Origin of the sequence: Brevundimonas sp. NPDC046655 (assembly GCF_044901625.1) — a bacterium.
In the GTDB taxonomy this organism is placed as follows: Bacteria; Pseudomonadota; Alphaproteobacteria; order Caulobacterales; family Caulobacteraceae; genus Brevundimonas.
Map to the genome: position 1 here is coordinate 319,837 of NZ_JBJDPV010000003.1, position 24,060 is coordinate 343,896.

Sequence of the window (24,060 nt, forward strand, 5' to 3'; positions counted from 1 at the left end):
GCTGAGGCCATCAGACTAGGGAAGGAGACGTGTCCTCACTCCTGTCGCCTCGGTATCCCCCCGTATGAGCGGGAGGGCCTGATGCAGGTCCTGACCCGCCCTCCGTCCGGCTTTCCGGCCCTGGTGCTGAACGCCGATTTTCGTCCTCTGTCCTATTACCCCCTGTCGATCTGGCCCTGGGAAGAAGTGGTCAAGGCCGTCTGGCAGGAGCGCGTCGACGTGGTCGCCACCTATGACAAGGTGGTGCGCAGCCCGTCGATGGAGATGCAGCTGCCCAGCGTCATCTCGCTGAAGTCCTATGTCGATCAGGACCGCAAGCCCGCCTTCACCCGCTTCAACGTCTTCCTGCGCGACGGTTTCGCCTGCCAGTATTGCGGCGAGAGCGGTCTGGCCCAGGATCTGACCTTCGACCACGTCATCCCCCGCTCGCGCGGCGGCCGCACCACCTGGCAGAACATCGTCGCCGCCTGTGGTCCCTGCAACCTGAGGAAGGGCGGACGCACGCCCCAGCAGGCCGGCATGCCCCTGCTGCGCCGCACCGCCCATCAGCCGAACTCGTGGGAACTCCAGGAAGCCGGTCGCCGCTTCCCGCCCCACTACCTGCACCAGAGCTGGCTGGACTACCTCTACTGGGACATCGAGCTGGAGCCCTAGGGCGGCGTCCGTAGTCACACGAGCGGCTGGATGTCGGGCGCTGCGTGAAGATGCCCTGCTTGCGCCGTTCCGACGGAGTCCTTGGCGGCGCCTAGCGGCGGCGCATGCCGACAAGTCTTGCGGGCAAGGCGGCGAACTGGAAAGGAATGGGTTGCGCGGTCGCGAAAAGCTGTACCTTGGCGTTCGTATTGGGGTGGTGACACGATGAGCGAGACAGGCGACCGGCGGCAGGGCATTCAGTCCGTGGGCATCGGGCTGCGCGTGCTGGACGTTCTGGCGTCCCTGAACGGGGCGGCTGCGCTGGGCGCGATTGCGCAGGCGTCGGACCTGTCGGCGTCGCAGGCGCACCGCTATCTGGCCAGTCTGATCGCGGCGGGCATGGCGCGACAGGATGCGGCGACCGGGCGCTATGAGCTGGGGCCGGGGGCGCTGCGTCTGGGGCTGGCGGCGCTGTCGCGGATGGACAGTTTTCGCGAGGCGGCGATCGCCCTGACCGACTATGTGCGCGAGACGGGCCGCACGGTGCAGATGGGCGCCCTGGGGCCGTCCGGCCCCATCGTGGTGCGCTGGATCATGGGCACGCCCGCGATCTCGACCTCCCTGATGGTCGGTTCGCCCCTGCCGTTGCTGAGCTCGGCCACGGGCCACGTTTTCCTGGCCTTCCGCCCCGAGGCGGCGACGCGGCAGATGGTCGAGCGCGAGACCCAGCCGCAGTTCCAGCCGGTCGATGTCGAGGGTCTGCGCGCCCGTGTGCAACGCGACGGCTATTCGGCGGTCAGGGGCGATCTGATCCCGGGGCTGCGCGCCACCGCCGTGCCGATCTTCGACCTGCAGGGGGAGGCGGTCTTCACCGCCACGGTCCTGGCCACGGATGTGTTCAAGACCGAGTACGATGATCAGGCGCGTGAGCGCCTGATCGAGGTGTGCGACCAGATCACCCTGGCGACGGGCGGGGTGCGCCCGTCGATCTGACGGCTCAGGCGGCGGCCTTGCGCAGGTCGGTCGCCGGATCGCCGGCGGTTTCCGCGATCAGGGTCTTGCCCATCAGGCGGCGCGCCGTGGCGAAATCGCGGGGCTGATCCAGACAGACCGCGCCGACCAGGACGCCGTCGCGCAGATAGAGACGCACCGCCTCGCCGCGCGCCACGACGGCGTCGCCCGCCGCCGGATCACCGAGGATCTGCAGGTTGTGGCCGCACTGGGCGGTCCAGAACCAGGGCGTCGGCTCGACCTCTGCGGGCTGACCCGTGATCGCCAGGGCGGCGGCGCGGGCCGAGGTCTGGGCGTGGGCCCAGGTCTCCATGCGGGCGGCGGCGCCGTCTCGCGTCCGCGTGGCCAGATCTCCCACGGCGAAGATGCGGGTGTCGGCGGGCGAACGGTAGTCGTCGCCGACCAGAACTCCGCCGGCGACGGGCAGGCCCGCGGCCTCGGCCATCCCGGTCGAGGGGATGATGCCGATGCCGACGACGATCAGGTCGGCCTCGATGGTCGAGCCGTCGTCCAGCCGCGCCAGAACCGAGCCGTCGGCGGCGTCTTCCAATGATTGCAGCGACCGGCCCAGCTTCACCTCGACGCCGATGCGGGCGTGGGCGGCGGCCAGCCATTCGGCGGCCTCGGCCGGGACGTTGCGGCCCAGCAGGCGCTGGCCCGCCTCGATCACCACGGCGCTCAGGCCCAGCCCGCGCAGGGTCGAAGCCGCCTCCAGACCGATCACGCCGCCGCCGACCACCAGGGTGCGGGCGCCGGGCTTGGCCGCCGCCGCGATGGCGCGGGCGTCGTCGGCGGTGCGCAGATAGCGGACGGCGGCATGGTCGGGCAGGGGCAGGCGGCGCACGCGACCGCCCATGGCCAGGACCAGTTTGTCGTAGGGTTCGGCCGAACCGTCGGCCAGTCGAATCTCGCCCCTGTCACGGTCGATGGCGACGGCCTCGGCGCCCAGTTTCAGGGCCACGTCCAGCTCGGCCCAGCGTTCAACGGGCGCCAGCCAGACCGGATCGGCCTCGGCGCCCGACAGGTATTCCTTGGACAGGCTTGGACGTTCGTAGGGGGGGTGGGCCTCGTCGCCCACGACCAGGATCGATCCCGAAAAACCCAGCTCACGCAAGGCGATAGCGGTCGCGCCGCCGGCGTGTCCGGCGCCCAGGATGACAATGCGTTCAGCCATTTGTGATCTCCATTCGTCGTTGCACTAGATGCAACGCGTTTGACATAGATCAAAAACCACGACACCAATGCGGTCAACGGCGACATGAGATCGCCGCTTCGAATTCTTGTCCGGGAGCTTTCAGTGAACATCCCCGTACGCCCGCCGGAGGGCGAGAACAGCCGCGCATGGCCGGCCGACGTCGACGCCGCCGTGCCCTACTGGGTCTATACGGACCCTGCGATCTACGCCGAGGAACTGCAGAAGATCTGGTACGGGCCGCACTGGCTCTATGTCGGCCTGGAGTGCGAGCTGGCCGAGGTCGGCGACTGGAAGACGACGACCCTGGGCGAAAAGCCCTGCGTCATGGTCCGCTCGGGCGAGGACGAGATTTCGGTCGTCGAGAACCGCTGCGCCCACAAGGGCGTCAAGTTCTGCCAGACCCGCACCGGTCACTCCAAGGAACTGATCTGCCCCTATCACCAGTGGTCCTATGCCCTGAACGGCGACCTGCAGGGCGTGCCCTTCCGTCGCGGCGTCAAGCGTCAGGGCGGGATGCCGTCGGACTTCGATCCCAAGGACCACAGCCTGAACAAGCTGCGCGTCGAGGTGGTCAACGGCGTGGTCTGGGCCACCTTCTCGGACGAGACGCCGACCTTCCGCGACTATCTCGGCGAGAAGTTCTGGAAGCACTACACCCGCGTCTATGACGGCCGGAAGCTGGAGGTCCTGGGCTACAACCGCCAGCACATCCCCGCCAACTGGAAGCAGATGCAGGAGAACATCAAGGACCCCTATCACGCGGGTCTGCTGCACGTTTTCTTCGCCACCTTCGGCCTGTTCCGCGCCGACCAGAAGTCCGCCGTCGATATCGACGACGAGGGCCGCCACGGCATCCTGATCTCGCGCAAGGGCGAGCAGGAAAAGACCGAGGCCATGGCCGACATCCGCAACTTCCAGGGCGATCTGGTGCTGGAAGACCCTCGCGTCATGGACGTGGTGCAGGAGTTCCCCGGCGAGGAAACCGTCGGGATGATCACCATCTTCCCCAGCGTGATCCTGCAACAGCAGGTCAACAGCCTGACCACGCGCCAGATCGTGCCCAAGGGCGTCGGTGGCTTTGACTTCCACTGGACCCACTGGTGCTACGCCGACGACACGCCGGAGATGCGCCTGCGCCGCACGCGTCAGGCCAACCTGTTCGGCCCGGCGGGCTTCGTCTCGGCCGACGACGGCGAGGTTCTGGAAATGACCCAGCAGGGCGCCGCCGCTTCGCCGGACGAGCACTTCATCCTGCAGATGGGCGGCCGCGAGATCGCGCCGACCGACCACCAGGTCACCGAGACCGCCGTGCGCGGCATGTACCGCTACTGGCGCAAGGTGATGGGCCTGTGAGCGAGACCATGACCATTGCTCGTGAAGAGATCCGCGACCTGTATGACGCCTATTACGGCGTGCTGGACGATGTCGATCTGCACGCCTGGCCCGACTTCTTCACCGAGGACTGCCTGTATCGGGTGATCCCACGCGAGAACTACGACGCCGGCTATACCCTGTGCACCATGCAGGCCGAGAGCCGGGGCATGCTGAAGGATCGGGTGACCGGCCTGACGCGGACCCAGATGTATGCGCCGCGCTATTACCGTCGCTTCCCGACCGCGCCGCGCGTGGTCGAGCAGGGGGAGGAGGGCGTGCGCGTCCGCCACAACCTGCTGGTGGTGCAGACCCTGGTCGACAAGCAGTCGGACATCATCCTGTCCGCCGTCTGCCACGACCGCATCGTCCGCGACGGCGACCGCCTGCGCTTTGTCGAGCGGATCGTCGTCTTCGATTCCGAAATGATCCCCAACAGTCTGGTGTACCCCGCATGACCGAAGCCGCGACCCTGTCGTGGGTGGCGACCCTGCCGCCCTCGGCCCTCGAAGACCACGGCGTGGCCAAGGCCAGCGCCAACGGCCTGAGCGTCGCCCTCTATGTCGTGGACGGCGAGTATTTCGCGACCGCCGACCTGTGCACCCACGGCGCGGCCAGCCTGTCCGACGGCTTTCTCGACGGCGAGTTGATCGAGTGCCCGCTGCATCAGGGCACCTTCAACGTGAAGACCGGCGCGCCGGTCGACGCGCCGTGTTCGGTCGCCGTGCGCAGCTTCCCGGTGAAGCTGCAGGACGGCCTGCTGCACGTCGGCATGGAGGGCTGAGCCATGCAGGAAGTCCTTTCCAACGACCAGCAGTCCCAGTTGAACGCCCTCTATGAGCAGATGGAGCCCGAAGGCCTCTATCCCCTGTGGGAGAAGCTGTCGGCCCTGGTCCTGCCCAAGCCGGACTCGCCGGCCAAGGTGCACAAGTGGTCCTATGACAAGGCGCGCGACTACCTGATGCGGGCGGGCGACCTGATCAGCGCCAAGCAGGCCGAGCGCCGGGTGCTGATCCTGGAGAACCCCGGCCTGCCGGGCCATTCGGGCATCACACCCAGCCTCTATGCCGGTCTGCAACTGATCCTGCCGGGCGAGATCGCCCCGGCCCACCGCCACGCCCAGTGCGCCCTGCGCTTCGTCATGGAGGGGGGCGGCGCCTATACCTCGGTGGACGGCGAGAAGGCGGTGATGCAGCCCTTCGATCTGGTGCTGACGCCGGGCGGTCAGTGGCACGACCACGGCAATCCGACCGAGACGCCGATGATCTGGCTGGACGGCCTGGACATCCCGACCGTCCGCCACTTCGACGCCAGCTTCGCCGAGGGCTATTCGGAAGACCAGTTTCCCGAACAGGCCCCGGCCGGCGACAGCCTGAACCGCTATGGCCGCAACATGCGTCCGCTGAAGGGCCACACGGCGGATCGCCGTCCGGCGCATCAGCCGCTGTTCCACTACCCCTACGCCGAGTGGCGTCCGGCGCTGGACGCCATGGCCGAGAGCGGCGCCGAGATCGACCAGCATCTGGGCCACGCGCTGGAGTTCATGAACCCGATCAACGGTGGGCCGATCATGGCCACCATCTCGGCCCATGTCCGCCTGCTGCCGGAAGGCTTTGAGACCAAACCGCGCCGCTCGACCGACGGCACCATCTTCGTGGTCGTCGAGGGTACGGGCGAGGCGGTCATCGAAGGCGAGGCCATCGCCCTGAAGCCGCGCGACATCGTGGTCGTGCCGTCGTGGAAATCGGTCGCCTTCAAGGCGATCAGCCGACTTGTCCTGTTCGGATACTCCGACAAGGCCTGTCAGGAAAAACTGAACCTCTACAAGGAAGAGAACGCATGAGCCTGCTGTTCCAACCGCAAGCGCCCGTGCTTGCCCCGACCAACACCGGGGACGAATTCCCGGTGCGCCGCATCTTCTGCGTCGGCCGCAACTATGCCGCCCACGCCCGCGAAATGGGCCGCGACCCGGACCGCGAGCCGCCCTTCTTCTTCACCGCCTGGGCCGAGACCGTCGTGCCGGACGGCACGACCATCGCCTATCCGTCCAAGACCGAGAACTTCCACTATGAGGCCGAGCTGGTCGTCGCCATCGGCAAGGGCGGTCGCGACATCGCCGCCCGGGACGCTCTGGACCACGTCTGGGGCTACGCCACCGGCCTCGACATGACGCGCCGCGACCTGCAGCTGGAAGCGCGCGCCCAGGGCCGTCCGTGGGACACGGGCAAGAACGTCGAGCAGTCGTCGCCGCTGGGCCTGATCCACAAGGCGGGCGAGGGCTTTGATCCCGAGAACGGCAAGATCGAGCTGACCGTCAACGGCGAGGTCAAGCAGTCGGCGGACCTGGCCGACCTGATCTGGCCGGTGGCGGACATCGTCTCCTACCTGTCGGGTCTGTGGGAAATCCAGCCCGGCGACCTGATCTATACCGGCACCCCCGCCGGCGTCGGCGCCGTCGTCGAAGGCGACGCCATGGTTGTGAGCATCGACGGTCTGACCCCGCTCAACATCAAGGTCGGCCCCAAGGCCGCCTGATTTCCCTTCACAAGCATCATCAACACAAGGAGAGGCGCGCGACAGACGCGCCCTCCACGGAGGACGACACAAATGGCAGCCATGGGTGAGGGGGGCGGAAACGCCGTCATCGACCGGGCCAAGTTCGGCCCGCTACAGTTTGGCGTCACGGCGCTGTGCTTCATCATCGCCATGCTCGACGGCTTCGACACCCAGTCGATCGCCTTCGTCGCGCCCAAGATCGCCGAGGACTGGGGCTTGGCCCCGTCGGCCTTCGGCCCGATCTTCGCCATCGGCCTTCTGGGCCTGACGGTCGGCGCCTTCACCCTGAGCCCGGCGGCGGACAAGTTCGGCCGCAAGACGGTCATCCTGATCTCGACCTTCATCTTCGGCCTGTTCGCCCTGCTGACGGCCTTCTCGACCTCGATGAACGAGCTGCTGATCTATCGCTTCATCACCGGCGTCGGCCTGGGCGCGGCCATGCCCAACATCATCGCCCTGACCAGCGAATACGGCCCGGCCCGCCTGCGCGCGACCCTGGTGACGGTCATGTTCTGCGGCTTCCCGCTGGGCTCGACCATCGGCGGTCTGATCTCGACCTGGCTGATCGCCACCTGGGACTGGCATTCGGTCTTCGTCGTCGGCGGCGTCCTGCCGCTGCTGCTGCTGCCGGTGCTGTACTTCATGCTGCCGGAATCGGTGCGCTTCCTGGTCGCCAAGGGCGCGCCGGAACACAAGATCGCCCCCATTGTGAAGAAGATCGACGCTGACGCCTCGGTCAGCGAATTCATCGCCGGCCTGAAGCACGAGCAGTCCTCGGCGGCCAAGGGCTTCTCGGTCTTCCAGCTGTTCCGCGAAGGCCGCGCCCCGGTGACCCTGCTGCTGTGGGTCGCCTTCTTCATGAACCTGCTGGTCATGTACTTCCTGGTGAACTGGCTGCCGACCCTGCTGAAGGGCGCCGGTCTGCCGCTCAGCATGGCCATCCTGTCCACCGCCACCCTGAATCTCGGCGGCGTCGTCGGCGCCATCGTTCTGGGCCGGATGATCGACAAGATCAGCCCCTATGTCGTCCTGGGTTCGGCCTACGCCGCCTCGGCCGCCTTCATCGCCCTGCTGGCCTTCGGCGGCACCAATCTGACGGTCCTGCTGGTCGGCGCGGCCCTGTCCGGCTTCGGCGTCGTCGGCGCACAGATCGGCTGCAACGCCCTGACGGCGGCTGTCTATCCGACCGCCATCCGCGCCACGGGCGTGGGTTGGGCCCTGGGCGTGGGCCGCATCGGCGCCATCGTCGGCCCGCTGGTCGGCGGCGTGCTGCTGGCCGCCGGCTGGAGCCCGCAGAACCTGATCCTGCTGGCCGTCATCCCTGCCATGATCGCCTCGATCGCGGTCTTCACCCTCGGCGGCGTGCGCCGTCGCGCCGGAGTCTGACCCCATGATCCTGCACGGCTATTTCCGCTCCACGGCCTCCTGGCGGGTGCGTATCGCCCTGGGCCTCAAGGGACTGGAGGCCGTGCAGGTCATCCATCACCTGCGCAAGGGCGAGCAGCGGGCGCCGGAATACCTCGCGCTCAATCCGCAAGGCTTGCTGCCCGCCTTCGTCACCGACGACGGCGCGGTCCTGACCCAGTCGCTGGCCATCATCGAATACCTCGACGAGACCTCGCCCGAGCCGTCGCTGCTGCCCGCCGATCCGGTGCAGAAGGCCAAGGTCCGGGCCGTGGCTCAGGCCGTCGCCTGCGACATCCACCCGGTGCAGAACCTCAAGGTGCTGCAACGCCTGCGCGACCTCGGTCTGGGCGAAGACGTGGTTCAGGCCTGGGCCGCGACCGTCATCGAGGAAGGCCTCGACGCGGTCGACAAGCTGCTGGCCGATCAGCCGGGGCCCTTCGCCTTCGGCGACGCCCCGACCCTGGCCGACCTTTGCATCGTGCCGCAGCTGGGCAACGCCCGTCGCTTCGGCGTCGAGCTGCGCTGGCCGCGCCTGCTGGCGCTTGAAGCCGCCTGCCTCGACCTGCCCGCCTTCCAGAACGCCGTCCCGGGCCGACAGCCCGACGCCGAATAATCATCCCAATCGAACCGAGCGCGGAGCCAACCGCGCCCTTTCCCGGAGGACATCCATGAGTATCGCCGCTGCGGCCGCCGCCGCATTGCTTTCGCACGCCCCCATGCCCGCCGACGCAGAGGCGCCGATCCAGACCGCGCCCGCTGCGGTTCCGACCGTCGCGCCTGCCGCCCCGGCCGCGCCGCCGCCGTTCAAGCTGATCAACCACGACGAGAGCTACGCCTGGATGGCCGACCCGGCCAAGCGCACCTCGACCTGGTCGAAGTTCAAATATGTGCCGGTCGGCGGCGAGGGCGGGCCCGTCTGGGCCAGCTTCGGCGGCGAGCTGCGTTTCCGCGGCGAACACCGCGACAACGAGCGTTTCGGTCGGGGGGCTCAGGATACCGGCGGCGACTTCCAGACCCGCGCCCGCCTGTGGGGTGAACTGAACCTGGGCTCTTCGCTGCGGGCCTTCGTCGACGTGCAGGACGCCCGCACCTCGGGCCTGGCCAGCGGCGAGCCGGTGATCGAGGAAAACCGCACCGACCTGCATCAGGCCTTCGTCGAAGCGAAGACCGGTCTCGGCGGGGGCACGGTGCGCGTCCGCGCGGGCCGTCAGGAGTTCGGTCAGGGCGGCTTCCGCCTGTTCGACATGCGCGAGGGCGCCAACGCCCGCGTGGCCCTGGACATGGTGCGGGTCCTGTATGACAGCCCGACGGGCTGGAGCGGCGGCGCCTTCGCGGGTTACGCCCTGCGCGAAGGCAAGGCCTCGTGGGACGACGCGACCAACTTTGACTACCGCCTCTATGGCGCGACGGCCGCCAGGACTCTGGGGCAGGGTGCGACGGCGCCCAGGCTGGAGCTGCTCTACGCTAACACCGATCGCCTGACGACGCCCTTCTATGGCCAGGTGGCGGGCCGCGACGACCGCGACACCCTGTCGGTGCGCCTGTCGGGCAAGGTCGCGCCCTGGGATTATGAGGTCGAGGCGGTCAAACAGTGGGGCTCGTTCCGCGACCTCGACATCGACGCCTGGTTCGTCTCGGCGGTCGGCGGTCGCACCTTCTCAAGCGTAAAGTGGTCGCCGCGCCTGGCCGTGCGTCTGGACGTCGGCTCCGGCGACAAGGACCCGAACGACGGCAAGCTGAACAGCTTCAACCCCCTGTTCCCGCAACCGGCGGCCCTGCGCACGGATCTGGGCTTCGCCAACATGGTGCTGCTGCAACCCGAAGTGACGGTGCGTCCGTCGCCCAAGCTGACCCTGGGCGCCAACACGGCGGGCCTGTGGCGTCAAAGCAAGGACGACGGCCTTTACGCCCTGTCCGGCATGGTGCTGCGCGGCGCGAATGAAGGGCAGTCGTCCTATGTCGGCTGGCGCACCGGCGTCTTCGCCCGCTACGCCTTGACCCCCTATGTCTCGCTGATGGGCGTCGCCAACTACACCAAGGCCGGCGACTTCCTGAAGGAGACCGGGACGGCGGAAGACCAGTCCTATCTCGGGACCTTCCTGACCTTCCGCTTCTGACGTCAGCGTCAATGTGAGGGGCCCCGTCGCCGAGACGGGGCTCTTTTCAATTGCGAGACCGGGCATCCCGGCCGGGCGCGTCCGGCGTCGAACGGCGGGCAGTGCTGTGGCGATAGTGCAACGTCGTTCCGTCAAAAGTGTCCGCTTTGCGGTTGCGGTGGTGCAATTGTGGCGCTTTTGGCGAAGTCTGATGAACTTGTCGTAATGAATTTATTGCGGTCGAGCTCGCCGAGAAGCGAGGGCGACAGGATGAAAAGGACACAGTGATCAAGATGACGCCGCAAAATCGTCTGCGCTATTCCTCCTCGCTCTTCGGCGGCGCTGTAGCGGCGCTGCTGGCGACGAGCCCAGCCTTCGCTCAAACGACGCCGCCGGCCGCCGTGGACGACCAAGCCACCCAGGTTGAAGAAGTCATCGTCACCGGGTCGCGCATCCCGAAGAATGAGTTCACCAGCGCCTCGCCGGTGCAGGTGATCACCAGCGAACGCGCCCAGGCGCGGGGCCTGAGCGACACGGCGCAGATGCTGCAGTCGTCCACCGTCGCCGCCGGTTCGCCGCAGGTGAACAGCACGATTTCCAGCGCCTTCGTGACCGATGGCGGTCCCGGCGCCTCGACGATCTCGCTGCGCGGTCTGGGCGCCAACCGGACCCTGGTCCTGCTCAACGGGCGTCGCGCCGGCCCGGCCGGCACGCGCGGCGGCGTGTCCGCCTTCGACCTGAACGTCATTCCGCAGTCGGCGATCAATCGCGTCGACGTGCTGAAGGACGGCGCCTCGTCCATCTATGGCTCGGACGCCGTGGCCGGGGTGGTCAACCTGATCACCAATCGCGGTCGCGACGGCGGGGAGATGGGCGTCTTCGCCACAGCGCCCCTGGACGGCGGCGGCGAGCAGTACAACATCTCCGGCTCCTTCGGGAAGAAGTTCGACCGGGGCTACATCAACCTGTCGGCCGACTACTATCGCCAGGAGGCGCTGCGCGCCGGCGACCGCGACTTCCTGATCTGCAAGAACCAGTATGTGTTCGAACCGGGCACCCGCAATCGTGCCGACCGGATCGACCCGCGCACCGGCAAGCCGACCTGTAACGACACCCTGTGGGGGCAGGTCTATGTCTATGGCCCCGGCTTCACCGGCCGCGCGGGTCGCTTCCAATACGATTACGACGGCGACCTGGGCAAATACATCCCGGCCCGTCCGACCAATCCGGCCACCAGCGCACAGTATCCGGGCGCGCCCAACGGCTTCTATCTGGTCAACTACGACGCCGCGTCGCGTGCGGTCGTCAACGCCAGCCATCCCTTCGCGCGCGAAGAATCCATCGTCCCCGAGATCGAGCGCTACACGGCCTTCGTCGACGGCGCCTATGACGTCGGCGGCGGCGTGGAAGTCTATGGCGAGTTCCTGCTGAACCGTCGCGAGAGCCGCACCGACAGCTATCGGCAGTTCTGGAACTACACCTACACCTCGACGGGGCTGGGCTATGGCGGGGATCCCGTCACAGGCTTCAGCGGCGACTACTATCTGAGCGCGACGCCGATCACGGACCACTTCGATCAGTCGCAACGCGTGGACTACATCCGCGGCGTGGCCGGCGTTCGCGGCGATCTGAACCTGTTCTCCAACACCTGGAAATGGGACGTCTTCGCCCAGTACAGCCGCTCTGACGGCGACTACACCTCGGATGTGATCCTGGACGACGCTGTGGCGTCGACCAACTTCAAGACGTCGAGCTGCGTCGGCACCAATCTGCCGGTCAGCGGCCGCAAGTGCATCGACATGGACTTCACCGATCCTCGCGTGCTGCGGGGCGATCTGAGCGCCGAAGAACGGGCCTTCCTGTTCGATACGGAAACCGGCAACACCCTCTACGAGCAGACCTATGTGGAAGGCTCGATCGGCGGCAATTTGTATGAACTGCCGGCTGGACCTCTGGGCCTGGCGCTGGGCTTCCACATCCGTCGTGACGAGATCAATGATACGCCCGGCGAAGTGACCCTGGCCGACAACAGCTGGGGTCTGTCGGGCGCCGGCATCACCCAGGGCAGCGAAGACACCCGCGAAGCCTATGCCGAGCTGGCCGTGCCCCTGCTCAAGGACTTCCCCTTCGTCCAGGGGCTCGATCTGTCGCTGTCGGGACGCTACACCGACACCAAGACCTCCGGCGACGCCTCGACCTACAAGGTGGGTCTGAACTGGGCGGTGAACGACGCCGTGCGCTTCCGCGCGACCCACGGCACCTCGTTCCGCGCTCCGGCCCTGTTCGAACTGTATCTGGCGGACCAGACCAGCTTCGCCGGACAGCGCAATATCGACCCCTGCCTGAACCTGGACACGCGTCTGGCCGATGGCGCCGTGACGCAGAAGCTCTATGACAACTGCCGCAATGCGGCGGGTCCGGGCGGCGGCGTGGCCGGCGACTTCACCGGGGGCAACGCCTCGGCCGAGGTGGTCACCGGCGGCGGTCTGGGCGTTCTGACGCCGGAAACCTCGAAGGCGACGGTGGTGGGCGTCATCATCACCCCGCCCGAAACCGGCATCAGCCTGGCGGTCGATTACTTCGACATCAACATCAACAACCAGGTGACCAACCTGGGCGCCGGCGGGATCCTGACGGCCTGCTATCTGTCGGACAACTTCCCGACCGATCCGATCTGCAACCAGTTCGACCGCGATCCGACCCTGGGGATCACCCAGGTGCGCGACAGCTTCATCAACATCGCTGAGCAGACGAACCGCGGCCTGGACTTCACCTTCCGCTTCATCACCGAGACGCCCTGGGGTGAGCTGACGCTGGACAGCCAGACGACCTGGACCCTGGAGAACTACACGGCGGTGTTCGCGGACAGCTCGGTCGATCCCCTGGGCGAGGTCGGCTATCCTGAACTGGTCGGCAATATCAACGCCAGCTTCTCGCGCGGTCCGTGGACGGCCTACTGGGGCTTCGACTGGATCGGCAACCAATCCAGCGCGGGCGAGTACCTGGAGAGCAATGGCTCGCTCTTCACGACCATCGACGGCCGTCGCGTCGAGGTGAAGGCCGACGCCGAGTTCACCGGCTTCCACAGCGCTTCGCTGGCCTATCAGTTTGACGACTGGAAGCTGATCGGCGGCGTGGCCAACGTCTTCGACGAGAAGCCGCCCGCAGCCTCGACCATAATCGGCGAGTACTCGACGACGGGGAACTCGATCCTCGCGTCGCAGTACACCGAGGCCTATTACGGTCGTCGCGTCTTCGTTCGGATCAGCAAGTCCTTCTGATCGCAAGAACATCTGTGTTCCGGGAGGGCGGCGAGGCTTCTCGCCGCCCTTTCCATTTTTTGTGCTGTGCGGCGAGGCGGACCCTGCCTTATCCATGGCTGAGGCTTAGGGGGAAGCATGGCGATCATCACCGGAATCAAGGACACGTTGGACGCGGAGGTGGCGCGGTTCTCACAGACGCCGCTGGCGCAGCCGGTCCTGCTTAACAGCGTGCCCAAGGGCGGCACCCATCTGTTGCGCAACATCGTCAGGATGTTCGTGCCCGTCGAGCAACACTACGACCGCGACTTCGTGCAGATCCCCAACATGCATCTGCACCTGGAGGCCTTCAATCCGCACGCGCCCCGGCTCAGCGCCGCGCATCTGCTGTTCAGCGACCAGGCCGCCGCCAATGTCCGCACCGCCCGTCATGTCCTGCTGGTGCGCGACCCCTACGACTGGGTGCTGGCGCGCGCTCGGTTCTTTGTCTCGGACACCTTCCATCAGGAGAATCTGGAGCATCTGAAATCCGGCGTGTTCAACGCCGACATGCTGATGAACTTCATGATCTTCGGCCTGCATGGGAAGACGCCGGCCCTGGCCGACATCTACACGCACAACGCCGCCTCCTGGCTGGGGACGGGGGTCTATCTGGTCCGTTACGAGGATATTCTGGCGGCGCTGGGCGATCTGGATGCGCCGTCGTCAGAGGCCTATTTCCGCGCGCTTCTGGACGCCTGCGGCATCGCCTTGCCGGAAGACTGGAAGGCGCGCGTGCGGATCGGCTCGGACCGCAAGCTGAGCCGGACGGCGCGCGAGAACCTGATGTTGCCGGAAGGCATGACCTTCCCGTCGGAACTGCCCGAGCAGCAAAAGCGGCTGGTGGATTTCCACGCGCCCGGCCTGCGCAGCCTGCTGGGCTACGCCTAGCCGGCGCTCTGGGACGCCTTCCAGACCTCGAGGTACTCCAGGCGGCGCAGCACCTTTGAACCGGGGTCCAGCAGGATGTGGGCGCTGGAGGGCGCCGTGAAGACGGCGCGACCGTCGGTCATGGGCAGGGCGCGCAGACGGCCGTCCACCTCGACCTCGACAGGCAGGGGGAAGGGGCGGCCGTTTCCGGTCTTCCACTCCACGGTGACACGCTCGCCGTCGCGGGTCATGACCAGATCGGGCAGGGCGGCCTGATAGAGGTAGGCGTCGAAAAACCAGCCCAGATCGCGGCCGGTCACCTGATTGACGATGGCAATGAACTCGGGCGTCGTGGCGTAGCGCGGGGCGAAGTTGCCGGGTTTCGGATCAGGGCGGCCATAGACCAGTCGGCGCATGGATCCGTAGAAGGCATCGTCGCCGATGTAGAGGCGCAGGGTGTGGGCGATCAGGGCGCCCTTGTAATAGAGGTCCAGCCCCGGCCCGGTCTCGCCGTTGTAGACCGTGCCCGCGTCCTGGGGCTTGCCCGAGACGACGGGGAAGCGGTTCGACAGCGTCAGCCGCATGGTCTGAAGCTCGGACTGCATGGCGCGTTCGCCGTTCAGCCAGCGGGCGTAGAGGGGCTGCATATAGGTGCCGAAGCCCTCGTGCAGCCACATGTCGTCCCAGTCGGCGTTGGTCAGCTGATTGCCGAACCATTCGTGCGCCAGTTCATGCTGCAGCAGCCAGTCGTAGCCCTTGCCGTCCAGCTTGTAGCCGTTGCCGTAGGCGTTGATGGTCTGGTGCTCCATGCCCAGGTGCGGGGTCTCGACCACGCCCATCTTCTCGTCGCCGAAGGGGAAGGGGCCGATGGTCGCCTCATAGAAGTCGAGCTGCTGGGGGAATTCGGCGAACAGGGCGGCGGCCTTGGCCGGGTCGTCCGACGCCAGGCGCCAGAAGCGCAGCGGAATCACATTTCCGAAGCGGCTGGGGTAGTCGGCGGCCATCTCCACGAAGGGGCCGACGTTCAGGCTGATGGCGTAGGTGTCGGGCTGGCGCGCTGTCCAGTTCCAGGTGGTGGTGCCGTCGCCATTGTCGGTCTTGCCCAGGAAGCGGCCGTTGGCGGGGGCGCTGAGGGCCGAGGGGACGGTGATGTGCAGATCGACGCGGTCGGGCTCGCCCTGCGGGTGGTCGACGCAGGGCCAGAACAGATCGCAGCCCTCGCCCTGAACCGCGCTGGCGATCCATGGCTGGCCGTCGGACGTCTTGGCCCAGACGAAGCCGCCGTCCCAGGGGGCGCGCTTGGCCTGGTGCGGGCGTCCGGCGTAGGCGATGCGGACGGAAACCGTCTGACCGGCCTCCAGGGGGCGCGGCAGGGGGATGGTCAGGCGGCCCTCGGGATTGGACCAGCCGGCGACAGTCTGGCCGTCCACGGTGACCAAGGCGATGGCGAACAGGGTGTCCAGTTCGACCACGACGGCGCTGGCCGGGGCCGCAGCGGTGAAGTCGAGGACGGCGACGCCCTCGATCGACTGGGTCTCGGGCAGCAGCTTGAACGACAGGTCCGCCTTGTCGAAGCGCAGGGCCAGTTGTTCCGACGTGCGGGGCGTGCCGCTGGACAGGGTGAAGGCCGTCGAATCGCGAGCGGGGGCGGCCTCCTGGGCCAGCGCCGGGGCGCTGATCAGGGCGGTGGTCAGGCAGAGGGCGGCGGTCAGGCGCAAGGCTTCGGCTCCGGCAGAGGTCGTGATGACCGTAGCGGGGGGCGACGAGGGCGCAAAGAAAAAGGCCGGTGTTTCCACCGGCCTCTTCAAACTTGGTCAGACGGCGCTGATTAAGCGGCGGTCTGCTCGGCCAGCTTGGCCTTGACCTGGCGCTTGATGCGCTGGGCGGCGACCGACAGCTTTTCGTCGCGAGCCTTGACGATGAAGGCGTCCAGGCCGCCCTTGTAGTCGAGGGTGCGCAGGGCGGCGTTCGAGATACGCAGCGAGAAGGTTTGGCCCAGCGATTCCGAGGCCACCTTGACCGTCTTCAGCGACGGCAGGAAGCGGCGCTTGGTCTTGATGTTCGAGTGGCTCACATTGTGGCCGACCATCGGGCCGATACCCGTGAGTTCGCAACGACGCGACATCTTAAGATCCTCAAGGTCACATCCGCGAGACGTGTGCGGACGCATGAAACAGGTGCACGCAGCGGGCGGACCCCTGCGAGAGAGGGGGCCGTATAGAGGAATGACTCGGAGGCCGTCAAGGCTGGAGTCGAGTCAGGCCAGGGATTCTGGCGGGGATCGAGGCTGTCCGGCGCGCGGGATCGCCTTCGTTCAGCCAGCGTTCAACGACCTGCTATACAGAGGATAGCATGAAGACCCATTGGAAGCCGTTCCCCATGAAGACGCTGCCTGTTTCGTTCGCTCGAGTCCTGGCCCTGGCCGCCCCCGTTGTCGCCGGCGCCGTCATGCTGGGCGCGCCTGCGGCGGCCCCCCAGGCCCAGACGGCGGCCCCGGCCCAGCCGGTCCTGCCGGGCTACTGGGAATACACCACCAGCGCACTGGGCAGCCGCGACACCGAGCAGAAGTGCGTGCGCCCCAGCGAGATCAACCGCTTCTTCGGCGGGCTGTCGACGAACCGCTGGAAATGCACCTATCCGACGCGTCAGGTCGGCGACGGGCGGGCGCGTTTCGAAGGCACCTGCCAGGACAAGAAGGGCCGTCGCGTCAGCGTGCGCCTGAACGGCACCTATCAAACCGAGAGCTTCCATTTCAACGGCGGCGCCCAGCTGATGCGAGGCACCCCCTATATCCCCGCCAGCATCACCGCGCGTCGTCTCAGCGCCCAGTGCCCGGCGAACGCCGAGTATTTCTAAGCCTTTCCTGAGCGGCGCAGCCAAAGCTCCGCCGCGATCAGATTGGGAACCCAGGCCAGGAATGAGATGGCGCGGTACCAGGGCAGGAAGGGCAGATCCAGGATCATGACCAGCGGCAGGTAGAGCCGCAGGGTTACGGCGGCCAGGGTCAGGGCCCAGGAGCGGATCATCCAGCGGCGGTGGTCGTCGAAGCGGCCCTGCACGGCGGCGCGCCAGCCTAGGAGGGTTGTGGCGATCCAGAGGACGGCGAGGGCGTCGAAGCCTGCCGAGGCGATGGGGCCTGCGTGGGAGCCGGGGGCCAGAATCAGACCCGCCGAGCCGCCGACCAGGCATCCCGCGACATAGACCCTCCCGACCCAGCGGTGGGGCGGGCCGGCTGTGCGGCGCAGGACCGGCAGGAACTGGAGCGACCCCAGCGCCAGGGCCGTGACGGAGCCTGCAACGTGGATGAAGAGCCACGGAACGCCGAGTGGGTTGCCCAGGGCCTGGGCGGGCGTTTGCGGCGGATGCAGCAGATAGCGGGCGGAGTAGACGCTGATCCCCAGGCAGAGGAGGGCGAGCAGCGCCCAGCCGATGCGGAAGCGCCAGGACGTGCGGCGGGTCGAAGGCGGGGCGGCGATGGTCATGCGGGGGCCTCGTTGGCGGTTTCGCCGAACGCCATTGCCGGACGCGCGGCGGCTCGCTAGGCCTTGCTTCGTGAGCGGCGCCAGGGTTGCGCGAACGGGGCGACATGAGCGGAGAGGCGACAAGGGCGGGGGCGTCGGCCATGGCGCGGCGATGGGGCGTCGACCTGGCCATGCTGATCGCGATCGGCCTGCTGATGGGCTTCCTGGGGCCGTTCGGCTCGGACCGCATCCCGGACGCCTATCGCTATATCTACTGGATGATCTGCATGGTCGGCGGCGGTGTGATCGGGATTACGGCCGATGAGCTGCTGAGCCGTCGCATGGCTTCGGGCTGGCAACGGGTCGCGGCAGTTTCGGTGCTGATGACGCCTGCGGTGTCGCTGCTGGTGTTGAGCACCGAGCACCTTCTCATGGGCGGGCGGCTCGACTGGCAGGGCTTCGGGCGCCTTCTCTGGCAGGTCTGGCCCATCCTGCTGGCGGTGATGGCGGTGCGGGCCCTGGTCTGGCGGCGTTCGCCGGCGCGCGTCGAGACGCGGACCATCATCGCCCCGCCCTTGCCCGAGGCCGAGGCCGCGTTCAGGCGGCGCCTGTCGGCGAAACGGCGCGCGGCGCGGCTGATCGCGATCGAGGCCCACGACCATTATCTGAAGGTCCACACGGATGCGGGGGTCGAACTGGTCGCCCTGCGTTTCGGCGACGCCCTGGAGGAACTGGGCGGCGCGCACGGCTGGCGTGTTCACCGGTCATGGTGGGTGGCGGCCGATGCGGTGGAGGATGTGCGCTGGCGACGCGGCGTCGGCGAGCTGCGTCTGGTCGGCGGCCTGACGGCGCCGGTGAGCCGGACCTATGGCCCTGTGCTGAAAGAGGCGGGCTGGTTCTAGGGCTAAAGAAAAGGCCCGGCGTTTCCGCCGGGCCTTTGTCGTATCCGTCTGTCGCCGTGGATCAGGCGGCCTCGGCCTCGGCCTCGGCGGCGGCCAGTTCAGCGGCCGTCGGGACCGGCTTCTTGGCGCTCAGCGACTTGGCCAGCAGGGCGACGGCGGCGTCCTTGTCGATGCGGTTGGCGGCGGCGACTTCGCGAGCCATGCGGTCCAGGGCCGATTCGTAGAGCTGACGCTCCGAATAGGATTGTTCCGGCTGGGTGTCGGCGCGGTGCAGGTCGCGGACCACTTCGGCGATCGAGATCAGGTCGCCCGAGTTGATCTTGGCTTCGTATTCCTGGGCGCGGCGCGACCACATGGTGCGCTTGACGCGGGCGCGGCCCTTGAGGGTCGTCAGGGCCTTGGTGACGGTGTCGTCGGCGGCCAGGGTGCGCAGACCGGCGGTCTTGGCCTTCTTGGTCGGGACGCGCAGGGTCATTTTTTCATGGTCGAAGGTCACGACATAGACCTCCAGCGACATGCCGGCGACTTCCTGAGTCTCGATGGCGGCCACCTTGCCGACGCCATGGGCGGGATAGACCACCGCATCGCCAACCTTGAATTCCAGACCGGTCTTGCTCGTCATGTCATTCCTTTCCCGGAACAGGGGCGAAGCGAGGCGCTGAACGCAGCCGATGGGCGAAAACAACCCCGCCGCCGGAAACTGGTCCCGTCGGTTGGGCGGTCAGGTCACACATCAGAAGCGAAAGCGGATCACCGAACCTCTGGCCGACCCCGTCTGTTCGGCGGGGGACTGTCGCAAACGCGGGCGGCGCGCATGACTGCGGAACCGCCCGTTTCGAATAGGGAGGAACCTATCATAAAATTAGGAAATCTCAAAACATCCACAGGACGACTGAGCGGTTCCGGCACTTTGTGACCGGATTGTGTTCAGGTCTTAGGAGCCCTTGCCGGGCTTCTCGCTGAAGTATTTCTCGAACTTGCCGGTCTCGCGCTCGTACTGTTCGCGGTCGGCGGGCGGCGTGCCCTTGACGGTGATGTTGGGCCAGACCTTGGCGTACTCGGCGTTGACCTGCAGCCACTTGCCGTCGGGTTCGTCCTCGGTGTCGGGGACGATGGCGTCGACGGGGCACTCCGGCTCGCAGACGCCGCAGTCGATGCACTCGTCAGGAGCGATAACCAGGAAGTTCTCGCCCTCGTAGAAGCAGTCCACCGGGCAGACCTCGACACAGTCCATGAACTTACATTTCACGCAGGCGTCGGTGACGATGTAGGTCATGGCGGTCGGGCGGGCTCTCTGGCGCAATCAGGGTCGAGGGCGGGCACATGGCCCCGTCGGAACCAAGTGTCAACCGAGGGCGCTGTTCAGCGACGCGAGAAGCTTGACGGGCCAGAGGCGCGTCTGCATCCCATGTGGCTGAAGATCATCGTTCAAAAAGGAGGTTCGCCCATGCGTTTCGTCGCTCGTTCCGCAGTCGTTCGTGTCGGCGCGGGGGCTGTCGCTCTCAGCCTTCTGGCCGGGGGCGCCGTCGTCGCCCAGGCCGCCCTGACCAAGGTCCCGTCCGAAGTTCAGGCCGGCGACTACAGGCTGGATTCCGCCCACGGCAAGATCACCTGGTCGGTCGATCACCTGGGCTTCTCGAAATATTACGGCCAGTTCGTCAATGTTCAGGCCGAGCTGAAGCTGGACCCGACCAATCCCTCGGCCAGCAGCCTGACGGCGACTATTCCGCTGACGGATGTGGCGTCCAACTCGGACGGGCTGAACCGTCACCTGCAGACGGCGGACTTCTTCGACACCGCCAATCATCCGGTGGCCACCTTCCGCTCGACCCACATCATGCTGGACCCGTCGGAACCGAACGAGGCCATGGTGCATGGCGAGCTGACCCTGCGCGGCGTGACCAAGCCAGTGACCATGGAGGTCGAGTTCAATCAGGCCGGCCAGACGCGCGGCGGTTACAAGGCCGGCTTCGACGGCGAGGCCAAGATCAAGCGGTCGGACTTCGGCATCACCTTCGGCCTGCCGGCGCTGGGGGATGAGGTCGAGCTGCACATCGAAGGCGAGTTCGTGAAGCCGTAGAGGGCTTTTTCCTCCCCATGAAATGGGGAGGGGGACCACGGAGTGGTGGAGGGGGCGACGCAAACTTCAGCCGTCGAGACGCCCCCTCCGTCTCATCGCCTTCGGCGTCGATCCACCTCCCCATTTCATGGGGAGGAAAGAGGTTAGGTTTCCGGCGCGTCGAGCGCCGCATAAAGGGCGCGGGCTTCCTCGGAAGGGCCGCGCCTTTCGCCCAATTGCAACACGCGCACGGCGATCAGCCGCCCGCCCTGGGCGAACAGGATGTCGTCGCCGGGGTGGACGCTGCGACTGGGTTTGTCGAGGCGGGTCTGGACCCCGTGATGGGTCAGGCGGACGGCGCCGCGCTCGACCATGTCGGCGGCCAGACCGCGGGTCCTGGCGAACCGCGCCCGCCACAGCCAGAGGTCGATGCGGCAGCTTTCCGCCTTCACGCGCCGGCGGCCTTGCGCCTCGGGCGGCGCTTGCGGCGCGGGGGCGCGGGCGGCTGGGTCAACTGGGCGAGCGCGGCGAAGGGCGAGTCCTTGGGAGGCGGGGCGGGCTTGCCCGGGCGCGGGGTCTTGTCGGCGCGAGGCAGGCGCAGGGCCGTCTGCACCTGTTTCGCCTGTTCGGCGGTCCAGCCCAGTTCGGTCAGGGCTTCGTCGGCCAGCGGAGCCTTGCCCGCCGCACGCGACAGCTCGGCGAAGCGTTCCAGGGCCTCGACCGGAGCGGTCCATGACCCCACGGCGCGGCGACCGAAGGCGGACAGCGCGCGCGGAGAGGGCGCCTGCGATGGCAGGGGGAGGAGGGCCTCGCCGCCGGGGCGGAAGGGCTCGACGACAAAGGCCTGGGCCAGCAGCCGGGCGCGGGGCTTCAGCGCGCCGGGCAGCCAGACGGAGTGGGCGCCGATGCGGATGGCGAAGGTCTTGACCGTGCGCCGTTCGTGCTGGCTAAGCGCCGCCAGATCGCGTTCGACGTCGGCGCGGCGGATGACGCCGCCCGCCTCGATCAGACGGAAGGCCAGGCCGCGCGGCAGGCCGGTCAGGGCGCCGCTGTCCACGGCCTGACGCAGGCGGCGCAGGTCGCGAAGGGCGCGGCCCGCCTCGGCCGCCAGCCAGGCCTCAATGCGACGCTGGGCTCGCTCGCGGGCCGGGACCGGGCCGAGGTCGCCCAGCAGGCGCACACGCGGGGCGAAGGGATCGTCGTTGATGATCCGGGCCGTCAGGGCGCCCTTCCACAGGACGTCGCCGCCGCCTGAACGCGGATTGGGAATGAGGCTGAAGGCCTCGTCCGTCTCGGCGGCCAGCTTGCCCAGGCGCCGCGCGATCTCGGGCCCGACGGCGCGGGTCGCGGCCTGTCGCAGGGCGCGATCGGCCAGGGCCGAGCCGCCTGCGTCGGGGGTGAAGTGGACGCCCTCCAGATGGCCGACCACCTCGCCCTCGACCGTTACCTCGCCGTCGTCGCCCACGCCCGCGACGGTGTCGGAGCGCACGTTGAGCGCCCGCATCAGGGCGGTGGTGCGCCGGTCGACGAAGCGCGCCGTCAGCCGTTCGTGCAGGACGTCGGACAGACGCTCCTCCAGCGCCTTGGTCCGGTCGCGCCAGCCTTGCGCCTGATCCATCCAGTCGGGGCGGTTGGCAATATAGGCCAGGGTCCGCACCCCGGCGAGCCGCGCCGACAGCTGGTCGATCTGGCCGTCGTCGCGGTCCAGATCATTGAAGCGCGGGGCCACCCACTCCTCGGTCAGGCGGCCGCGCCGACTGGTCAGGGCGGTGAAGATCTCCTTCGACAGGCGGGCGTGCTCGTCCAGCGTCGTCTTCTGGAAGTCCGGCAGCTGGCAGGTCTCCCACAAACGCATGAGGGCGCCGCGCGAGCGGGCGATCTTCTTGATGTCGTCGTCGGCCGCGAAGCGCCGCAGCAGGGTCTCGTCCAGGGCCTGGGCCGTCAGCCGCAGCCCGAACCGTTCGGGGCTGACGGTCAGCGAGCGCAGCAGGTCGGGCAGGGTGTCGAAGTCCAGCCGGCCGTGGCGCCACTCGGCGGCCTCGACCGGATCGAAGCGATGGCTGACCACCTGTTCGAGGATGTCTTCGTCCAGCTCCTCGGCCTCGCCCGTGACGCCGAAGGTGCCGTCGCGCAGGTGGCGACCAGCGCGCCCGGCGATCTGGCCGATCTCGGCGGCGTGCAGCCAGCGGGTCCGTCGGCCGTCGAACTTGCGAAGCCCCGCGAAGGCCACATGGTCCACGTCCATGTTCAGCCCCATGCCGATGGCGTCGGTGGCGACCAGGAAGTCCACCTCGCCCGACTGGAACAGCTCGACCTGGGCGTTGCGGGTGCGCGGCGACAGCGAGCCCATGACCACGGCGGCGCCGCCGCGTTGGCGACGCAGCAACTCGGCGATGGCGTAGACCTGCTCGGTCGAGAAGGCGACGACGGCGCTGCGGCGGGGCAGGCGGGTCAGCTTCTTCGACCCGGCATAGGACAGGGTGGACAGGCGCTCGCGGGTGACGATCTCAGCGTCGGGGACCAGGGCGCGGATCAGGGGGGCCATGGTCCCGGCCCCCAGGAACATGGTCTCGAAGCGGCCGCGCGCGTGCAACAGGCGCTGGGTGAAGACGTGGCCGCGTTCCGGGTCGGCGACCAGCTGGATCTCATCGACGGCCAGGAACTCGACCTGGCGCTCCAGCGGCATGGCCTCGACGGTGCAGACGAAATAGGCCGGGCGCGGCGGGACGATCTTCTCCTCGCCGGTGATCAGGGCGACGGCGGCGGCCCCGCGCTGCTTGACGATCCGCTCATAGATCTCGCGCGCCAGCAGGCGCAGCGGCAAGCCGATCATGCCTGAGGCGTGACCCAGCATCCGCTCAACCGCCAGATGGGTCTTGCCGGTGTTGGTGGGGCCCAGGATCGCCGTAACGCGCGATGGGGCCAGACCTGCGGAACGATCACTCATGTCGCGTTCAAGGTGGAGAAGCGCCCTGGGTTTCTCAAGCGAAACCGCAGATCGAGGGCAAGAATGAACAGATGCTTTCCAGCGCCTGGAACGGGCGCGAAACGAATCATGACCGAATCAGCGACACGGCCCGATTCAGGATTTGTTCCCTACAAGATATTGTAGCTTAACGAGGATTAATCGCTAGGATTTTCTTGCCGGGTGGATAAGTCGGGCGCGGCGTCTTTCCCTGATCGCCTTGAGCCGCTAGGGA

The 24,060-nt window shown here is 67.5% G+C and carries 23 protein-coding genes; 15 read left to right on the forward strand and 8 right to left on the reverse strand.

Features of this window, described 5'->3' with window-relative positions; genetic code table 11:
• Positions 1 to 78 precede the first annotated feature (78 nt).
• Together ACI2KI_RS11410 and ACI2KI_RS11415 are read left to right on the forward strand one after the other, a co-directional pair.
• The gene (locus ACI2KI_RS11410) at positions 79 to 654 is read left to right on the forward strand and encodes an HNH endonuclease (protein WP_292083549.1); all 576 of its coding nucleotides are present in this window, start codon (positions 79 to 81) and stop codon (positions 652 to 654) included.
• A 204-nt stretch (positions 655 to 858) separates the two neighbouring features.
• A complete protein-coding gene (locus ACI2KI_RS11415) occupies positions 859 to 1,626 on the forward strand; it encodes an IclR family transcriptional regulator (RefSeq protein ID WP_312063727.1) in 768 nt (255 codons plus the stop codon).
• Between the two features lie 4 nt (positions 1,627 to 1,630).
• On the opposite strand, the gene ACI2KI_RS11420 is transcribed toward ACI2KI_RS11415, so the two are convergent.
• Entirely contained in the window at positions 1,631 to 2,818 is a 1,188-nt protein-coding gene (locus ACI2KI_RS11420; protein ID WP_404620156.1) for an NAD(P)/FAD-dependent oxidoreductase, read from the reverse strand.
• 123 nt (positions 2,819 to 2,941) lie between these two features.
• On the opposite strand from ACI2KI_RS11420, the gene ACI2KI_RS11425 reads away from it, so the two are divergent.
• The 10 genes from ACI2KI_RS11425 (at position 2,942) to ACI2KI_RS11470 (ending at position 14,459) form a co-directional block, all read left to right on the forward strand.
• Positions 2,942 to 4,192 (forward strand): aromatic ring-hydroxylating dioxygenase subunit alpha, encoded by a 1,251-nt coding sequence (locus tag ACI2KI_RS11425; protein ID WP_404620158.1) that lies wholly within the window; start codon positions 2,942 to 2,944, stop codon positions 4,190 to 4,192.
• An 8-nt stretch (positions 4,193 to 4,200) separates the two neighbouring features.
• On the forward strand, positions 4,201 to 4,668 hold the full coding sequence (locus ACI2KI_RS11430) for an aromatic-ring-hydroxylating dioxygenase subunit beta (RefSeq protein WP_404620160.1): 468 nt from the start codon (positions 4,201 to 4,203) through the stop codon (positions 4,666 to 4,668).
• The gene (locus ACI2KI_RS11435) at positions 4,665 to 4,994 is read left to right on the forward strand and encodes a non-heme iron oxygenase ferredoxin subunit (protein WP_404620162.1); all 330 of its coding nucleotides are present in this window, start codon (positions 4,665 to 4,667) and stop codon (positions 4,992 to 4,994) included. The genes ACI2KI_RS11430 and ACI2KI_RS11435 overlap by 4 nt, the downstream gene beginning before the upstream one ends.
• 3 nt (positions 4,995 to 4,997) lie before the next feature.
• Positions 4,998 to 6,053: a gentisate 1,2-dioxygenase gene (gene gtdA / locus ACI2KI_RS11440; RefSeq protein WP_404620164.1), complete on the forward strand. Its 1,056-nt coding sequence runs from the start codon at positions 4,998 to 5,000 to the stop codon at positions 6,051 to 6,053.
• A complete protein-coding gene (locus ACI2KI_RS11445; RefSeq protein WP_404620166.1) occupies positions 6,050 to 6,745 on the forward strand; it encodes a fumarylacetoacetate hydrolase family protein in 696 nt (231 codons plus the stop codon). The genes gtdA and ACI2KI_RS11445 overlap by 4 nt, the downstream gene beginning before the upstream one ends.
• Positions 6,746 to 6,817: 72 nt before the next feature.
• Positions 6,818 to 8,152, forward strand: a complete 1,335-nt coding sequence (locus ACI2KI_RS11450) for an MFS transporter (protein ID WP_404620168.1) — start codon at positions 6,818 to 6,820, stop codon at positions 8,150 to 8,152.
• Between the two features lie 4 nt (positions 8,153 to 8,156).
• Positions 8,157 to 8,786, forward strand: coding sequence for a maleylacetoacetate isomerase (gene maiA, locus ACI2KI_RS11455; RefSeq protein ID WP_404620170.1), 630 nt, complete (start codon positions 8,157 to 8,159; stop codon positions 8,784 to 8,786).
• Between the two features lie 55 nt (positions 8,787 to 8,841).
• Positions 8,842 to 10,290, forward strand: a complete 1,449-nt coding sequence (locus tag ACI2KI_RS11460) for an alginate export family protein (RefSeq protein ID WP_404620172.1) — start codon at positions 8,842 to 8,844, stop codon at positions 10,288 to 10,290.
• A gap of 272 nt (positions 10,291 to 10,562) precedes the next feature.
• The gene (locus ACI2KI_RS11465) at positions 10,563 to 13,550 is read left to right on the forward strand and encodes a TonB-dependent receptor domain-containing protein (protein ID WP_404620261.1); all 2,988 of its coding nucleotides are present in this window, start codon (positions 10,563 to 10,565) and stop codon (positions 13,548 to 13,550) included.
• 117 nt (positions 13,551 to 13,667) lie between these two features.
• Positions 13,668 to 14,459, forward strand: coding sequence for a hypothetical protein (locus tag ACI2KI_RS11470; RefSeq protein ID WP_292083477.1), 792 nt, complete (start codon positions 13,668 to 13,670; stop codon positions 14,457 to 14,459).
• Here the strand turns inward: ACI2KI_RS11470 and ACI2KI_RS11475 are convergent.
• Positions 14,456 to 16,156, reverse strand: coding sequence for a M1 family metallopeptidase (locus tag ACI2KI_RS11475; protein WP_404620174.1), 1,701 nt, complete (start codon positions 16,154 to 16,156; stop codon positions 14,456 to 14,458). The genes ACI2KI_RS11470 and ACI2KI_RS11475 overlap by 4 nt on opposite strands.
• 110 nt (positions 16,157 to 16,266) lie before the next feature.
• Positions 16,267 to 16,563 carry a 50S ribosomal protein L28 gene (rpmB, locus tag ACI2KI_RS11480; protein WP_292083479.1) on the reverse strand — a complete coding sequence of 99 codons (297 nt, stop codon included), beginning with the start codon at positions 16,561 to 16,563 and terminating at the stop codon, positions 16,267 to 16,269.
• A gap of 254 nt (positions 16,564 to 16,817) precedes the next feature.
• Between rpmB and ACI2KI_RS11485 the strand changes: the two genes are divergently transcribed.
• A complete protein-coding gene (locus ACI2KI_RS11485) occupies positions 16,818 to 17,294 on the forward strand; it encodes a DUF3617 family protein (protein WP_313101664.1) in 477 nt (158 codons plus the stop codon).
• Here the strand turns inward: ACI2KI_RS11485 and ACI2KI_RS11490 are convergent.
• The gene (locus ACI2KI_RS11490) at positions 17,291 to 17,920 is read right to left on the reverse strand and encodes a DUF2306 domain-containing protein (protein WP_404620176.1); all 630 of its coding nucleotides are present in this window, start codon (positions 17,918 to 17,920) and stop codon (positions 17,291 to 17,293) included. The two genes, ACI2KI_RS11485 and ACI2KI_RS11490, sit on opposite strands and share 4 nt — an antisense overlap.
• Positions 17,921 to 18,060: 140 nt before the next feature.
• Between ACI2KI_RS11490 and ACI2KI_RS11495 the strand changes: the two genes are divergently transcribed.
• Positions 18,061 to 18,801: a LytTR family DNA-binding domain-containing protein gene (locus tag ACI2KI_RS11495; protein WP_404620178.1), complete on the forward strand. Its 741-nt coding sequence runs from the start codon at positions 18,061 to 18,063 to the stop codon at positions 18,799 to 18,801.
• Positions 18,802 to 18,862: 61 nt separating this feature from the next.
• On the opposite strand, the gene ACI2KI_RS11500 is transcribed toward ACI2KI_RS11495, so the two are convergent.
• Together ACI2KI_RS11500 and fdxA are read right to left on the reverse strand one after the other, a co-directional pair.
• Positions 18,863 to 19,423, reverse strand: coding sequence for a CarD family transcriptional regulator (locus ACI2KI_RS11500; RefSeq protein WP_105564399.1), 561 nt, complete (start codon positions 19,421 to 19,423; stop codon positions 18,863 to 18,865).
• 312 nt (positions 19,424 to 19,735) lie between these two features.
• A complete protein-coding gene (gene fdxA / locus ACI2KI_RS11505) occupies positions 19,736 to 20,077 on the reverse strand; it encodes a ferredoxin FdxA (RefSeq protein ID WP_207825511.1) in 342 nt (113 codons plus the stop codon).
• 171 nt (positions 20,078 to 20,248) lie between these two features.
• On the opposite strand from fdxA, the gene ACI2KI_RS11510 reads away from it, so the two are divergent.
• Positions 20,249 to 20,881, forward strand: a complete 633-nt coding sequence (locus tag ACI2KI_RS11510; protein ID WP_404620181.1) for a YceI family protein — start codon at positions 20,249 to 20,251, stop codon at positions 20,879 to 20,881.
• Positions 20,882 to 21,024: 143 nt separating this feature from the next.
• Here the strand turns inward: ACI2KI_RS11510 and ACI2KI_RS11515 are convergent, their stop codons facing one another.
• Together ACI2KI_RS11515 and ACI2KI_RS11520 are read right to left on the reverse strand one after the other, a co-directional pair.
• Positions 21,025 to 21,312: an RNA-binding S4 domain-containing protein gene (locus ACI2KI_RS11515; protein WP_404620183.1), complete on the reverse strand. Its 288-nt coding sequence runs from the start codon at positions 21,310 to 21,312 to the stop codon at positions 21,025 to 21,027.
• Positions 21,309 to 23,807: a helicase-related protein gene (locus ACI2KI_RS11520; protein WP_404620185.1), complete on the reverse strand. Its 2,499-nt coding sequence runs from the start codon at positions 23,805 to 23,807 to the stop codon at positions 21,309 to 21,311. The genes ACI2KI_RS11515 and ACI2KI_RS11520 overlap by 4 nt, the downstream gene beginning before the upstream one ends.
• Positions 23,808 to 24,060 lie beyond the last annotated feature (253 nt).